The organism is Bdellovibrionota bacterium (assembly GCA_035292885.1).
Taxonomy (GTDB): domain Bacteria; phylum Bdellovibrionota_G; class JALEGL01; order JALEGL01; family DATDPG01; genus DATDPG01.
The window spans coordinates 1-4,791 of record DATDPG010000078.1; the positions used below are offsets into that span (position 1 = coordinate 1).

Here is a 4,791-nt window from a genome sequence, read left to right on the forward strand (position 1 = left end):
ATCGGCCAAAATGGACCACGGCAAGTGATAGGAATAACTGAGCTTTCGACTTTTCAGGACGGGGTTCAATCCGATCCGCCGGAAAAAATCTTTTTGGGCTTCCAAATTTTCGCGCGTCGCGCTCTGACCCGCCTGGTGGGCAGCTTCCAGAAAGATGATTTTCAATTTGTCTGTCGACTTCCGGTCGGACATATTCTGCTCCACAGATGGCCCTTCGTTACTTTCTCTACGCCCGTTATGTGAAGTTCGGCAGTTGGCCCCAGGATGGGCGGGGGTTGGCACAGATTTCACTTCACATAATATCTGGGTTCAGAGGGACTCAAGCCATCGGATGATCTCCTTGTTTTGATGAAGAACGGGCGTTAGATCGTTGGATGTGGCCGGTCGCCGACACGATTCAAGGGCCTTTCGCTTCATCTCTAAATCGATTTCGATGTAGCCGTGGGTGGTGGAGAGATTCACATGGCCCAGCCAGCTTTTGATGACCGTGAGGTCGACGCCCGAGTGGAGCAAATGCATGGCGGTCGTATGCCGAAGGGTGTGGGGGCCCACCCTTTTGTTCTTGAGGCTGGGGCAGATGTCTGTGGCGGCCTGGATGCGTGTCCGGATCATGTGGCGGACACCGAACCTCCCTAGATCACGACCCGTGCGGTTCACAAAGAGCTTTGCCTTTGGATCCTGCGCGACTCCCCGCTGGAGCAAGAAGGTTTTGAGTCGTTTGACCGTTTCGGGCCAGAGGGGGACTTGTCTCATTTTCCGTCCCTTTCCGGTGATCGTCACCGAGGACGGAGGCTCCCAATGAACATCGCCCACGGTCAAATCGCAGATCTCTTGGACCCTGGCTCCCGTGTTGTAGAGCAGCGTTACCAGGACGTAATCGCGTTCCCCGCTCCTTTTCCCCCGATCGATGGATTGCAGCAGGGCGTCCATTTCGGCCTCGGTGAGATACTCCATCATTCGATGGGGTTGTCGTTTCATCGAGAGGACGGTGATCTTTTGATATTGCCCCGACCGGCCAAGGTCGTGAGGGATCATATAGGCGAAGAAGGTCTTGAGGGCCGCCAACCGTTGATTCCGGGTGACCACACTATTTTTTCTTCGAGATTCAATCCCCTGTAAGAACCGCAAAACGTTTTGCACCGTCAGATCGTTCAAGGTCAGGTCGGAGGGATTTCGTCCTTTCGTTGTGGCCACAAAATGGAAAAACAGTTTCAAGGTGTCCCGGTAGGAGAGGATCGTGTTGGAGCTTAGGCCTCTTTCGGATCCCAGGTACTCTTGAAAAAAGGTTTGAACATGAGAAAAAAGATCGTTGGGTCCGTTCATCAGACTCCCCCTTTCCTTGTGCGGACATGATTTCGAAATCGCCTGGAAGCGTCCTGCAACAGGTGCGGGGAGACGTGCAGGTAGACCTGCGTATGTTTGCCGTCGGCATGCCCCAGGTAGGTGGCCAGGATCGGAAGGTAGGCGTTGGGATCCTTGCCGTTCCGATAGTGATCGTTGAGCGTCTGAGTGGCGAACGAATGGCGAATATCATGGAGCCGTGGACTCTTCCCCTGGACGTTTCGGATTCCCGCCAAAGCGGTCAGTCGTCGAAAGACACAATGGAGGGTCCCCTTGCACAGCCGCTTCCCTTTCGGACTCCTAAAAAGAGGCGCCTTAAGACCGGCGTCATCGGGAGGTTGAAAAAACAGGTAGTTTCTCAAGGCTCTGAGTGTGGATTCGGAGACGGGAACGAGACGGGATTTAAAGAATTTGGTCTTTCGGACCTGGAGGATTCCTTCCTTGAAATCGATATCCTCCCAATTGAGCCGGAGGGCCTCCCCCGGGCGAAGACCCGTGACCCAAAGCAGACCGATCAACACGGCATAGGGAGGGACCGACGTTCGCCGTTTCAAGGCCCTCGCCAACCCGATCAACGTCCGGATCTCTTCCTCGTTAAAAATATGGATGGGCACCTTCGGTTGGGCCTTGGGGACCAACGATCTTTCGGGGAGGTAAACCTTCAGGTCTTGTCGAAACAGAAAGAGGCAAAATTGCCTCACGTAGACCACCTCGTTGACCCGGCTACTGGAGTGTAAATGGGTGTTGGTCGTAAGGTACCCCACCACCATCTCTCGGGTGACGGTCTTTGCCCGGGGAAAGTGTTCTCTCAGATAGTGATTGAACTTTTTCAACGTGACTTCATCGGCTTGGGATAAGATCCCCAGAGATCGACGAAGCGTAAGGTGCTGCGTCATCTGTTTCCCGAGCCCGCCCGCAAAGGGATTATTCTTCATGGGACACCTCCGGCCAGGGACGGGCCAGACCTCTCAGTTGTTCCCGATCGACTTTTGTGTAAATGAACGTGCTGCGCAGGGAACGATGTCCTAAAAGATCGGCAATAGTCTTGAGCGGCGTTCTCTGGGCCAGCAGGCGCGTGGCAAAGGCATGGCGAATCGAATGAGGGCCTCGACTGGGGACCGGCGCACGAATACCGATTTTTTGTAAATGGCGCTGCACCATATTCCAGAGCTCACGTCCCAGAGGGTTCCCCCTCGTAGGTCCGGTTTGATGTTTGACGAAGACCTGCGGATGAGAGATCTCTTTTCGATCCTTTTTGATGTAGTTTAAGAGAGCCTCGGCCACCGGTTTTTCCAACGGAAAGAAAAGCGGTTTTCCTCCTTTATGGGCCTCAAACCGGATCGTCCCCTCCCGCCACTTAAGGTCTCGGAAACGAAGATGGACGACCTGGATGCTCCGGACTCCATAGGTGGCCAATAAGAGCAAGATGGCATAATCCCTCCGGCCAATCGGTCGCCTGCGATCCGGAACGTCGAGTAACCGTTCGACCACGTCGGCCGATAACGCGCGAGGGATCCGGTCCAAGGAGTAGGAAATCAAGGTCGGAACCGCGTTCGCAAGATTCCGGTTGTGATACCCTTGGAGATAAAGGAACTTGAAAAAATCCCGAACCCCCGTCAGCCACATCTTCTTCTTCGGTCGCGAGAAAAGCCGTAGGGTTTTGATCATGTACTCGTGGATCATTTGGGGACGGACCCGGCCGATCCGCGACGGCGTGGCATATTCTGGATAAGCGTTGAGGAAATCCCGAGCCGGTGGCTGGCGGCAAGATATCGTTGCTTCCACCAGCCCCCGGTCCTGACGCAAGAACTCCAGGTACTCCTTCACGAGTTTTGATCCCGGATAGACAGGCTTTGGAACGGGTTTGTTCTTACGTTGCGCGATCATCCAACACCTCCGTTAAATGTGAGGGAAGGAGGGTACGGGATCGCTAATCGAGAGGAATATTATGTGAAGTAAGAACCGATTACAGACGCGAAATCACAAAGGTTCTTACGCTCACTTCACATAACGGGGTACTTCACATAACGGGCGTTATGTGGAGCTCCACATAACGCTCGCAAATCGACAGACAGCGAAGAAAAGCAGGTGCTTTCGATCGAGGCTCAGCTCTTCGAGCTTCGCCTCGCCGCCGAACGAGAGCGGCTCACAATTGTCCAAGAATTTGTCGAGGCGCGAACGGCCAAAATTCCAGGTCGGCCTATTTTTGACGACGTAATCTCTCGGATCGAACGCGGAGAAGCACAAGGTATCCTTGCCTGGCATCCAGATCGCCTCGCTCGAAATTCCGTCGATGGAGGGCGAATCGTCTACCTCGTCGACACCGGCCGACTCCAGTCGCTCAAATTTCCTACGTTTTGGTTTGAGAATACGCCGCAGGGGAAGTTCATGCTCAACATTGCGTTCGCGCAAAGCAAACACTTCAGCGACAACCTATCCGAGAATGTAAAGCGCGGGATGAGGCAGAAATGCCGTCGAGGGGAGTGGCCGGACCGAGCGCCTCTGGGCTATCTCAACGATAAAATCGGCCGAAAGGTTGTCGCTGATCCGCTAAAAGCCGCTCTCGTTCGGCGAATGTTTGAGGAATTCGCCAAAGGATCGCACACGATCGAATCGCTCAAACGTTTGACGCGGTCCTGGGGCTTGACGGGTCGGAGCGGAAAACCACTCGTTACGTTCATGGTTCACAAGATTCTCACCGATTCTTTCTACTACGGTCTCATGAAGTGGGCCGGAGAATGTTTCCGGGGCAACCATGAGCCGATTGTTTCCAAAGAGCTCTTCGATCGTGTGCAGCAACTCCTCAAACGAAGGATGAAACCCCATCAGGTTCGAAAGCACCTCTTCCCGTTCCTTGGCCTGGCCAAATGTGCAAATTGCGGTTGTTCCATTACCGCGCAGCGGCAGAAGGGCCACTCCTATTACCATTGCACAAAGAAACGCGGGCATTGCGGGGAACCTTACGTTCGTGAGGAGGAGCTTTCACGACAAATCAGCGATGCGATTGAGTCGGTCGCCCTGCCGACCGAAAGTTTTGAGAAAATGATAGCCGAATGGGCCAAGGAACGGGAAGCTTCTCGCCACCAAATGGTTGACCTCAAACAAAAGGCCGCCGACGAGCTTGCCAACACCCAAGGCAAGCTCGATCGGCTTCTCGATGCCCACTTAAACGGCGTCGTCAATACCTCGGAGTACCTGGCCAAGAAGGAGTTCCTTCTTAATCGTAAGTTCGAAATCGACGGCAAATTGACGCAACTTAACCGGTCAACCATTTCGTGGCTTGAACCGCTTAAGGAGTTTCTCGAAGCGGCCCACCAGGCGGGTCAGAGCGCGACGCGCGAAAATTTGGAAGCCCAAAAAGATTTTTTCCGGCGGATCGGATTGAACCCCGTCCTGAAAAGTCGAAAGCTCAGTTATTCCTATCACTTGCCGTGGTCCATTTTGGCCGAT

Annotated in this window: 5 protein-coding genes and 1 pseudogene; 2 read left to right on the forward strand and 4 right to left on the reverse strand. The window is 54.0% G+C overall.

All coding sequences use genetic code 11. The features are described from left to right. The 4 genes from VI895_06055 to VI895_06070 all read right to left on the reverse strand — a co-directional run. The coding region (locus VI895_06055; GenBank protein HLG19365.1) for a hypothetical protein at positions 1 to 204 on the reverse strand (204 nt) is incomplete at its 3' end. 105 nt (positions 205 to 309) lie between these two features. Continuing rightward, the gene (locus tag VI895_06060) at positions 310 to 1,323 is read right to left on the reverse strand and encodes a tyrosine-type recombinase/integrase (GenBank protein HLG19366.1); all 1,014 of its coding nucleotides are present in this window, start codon (positions 1,321 to 1,323) and stop codon (positions 310 to 312) included. Beyond that, entirely contained in the window at positions 1,323 to 2,276 is a 954-nt protein-coding gene (locus tag VI895_06065; protein HLG19367.1) for a tyrosine-type recombinase/integrase, read from the reverse strand. Before VI895_06065 ends, VI895_06060 begins: the two co-directional genes overlap by 1 nt. After that, positions 2,266 to 3,228, reverse strand: coding sequence for a site-specific integrase (locus VI895_06070; GenBank protein ID HLG19368.1), 963 nt, complete (start codon positions 3,226 to 3,228; stop codon positions 2,266 to 2,268). The genes VI895_06065 and VI895_06070 overlap by 11 nt, the downstream gene beginning before the upstream one ends. A 180-nt stretch (positions 3,229 to 3,408) precedes the next feature. Here VI895_06070 and VI895_06075 point away from each other — a divergent pair. After that, positions 3,409 to 4,143 (forward strand): annotated as a pseudogene (locus VI895_06075) (recombinase family protein). A 12-nt stretch (positions 4,144 to 4,155) separates the two neighbouring features. Continuing rightward, the coding region (locus VI895_06080; protein HLG19369.1) for a zinc ribbon domain-containing protein at positions 4,156 to 4,791 on the forward strand (636 nt) is incomplete at its 3' end.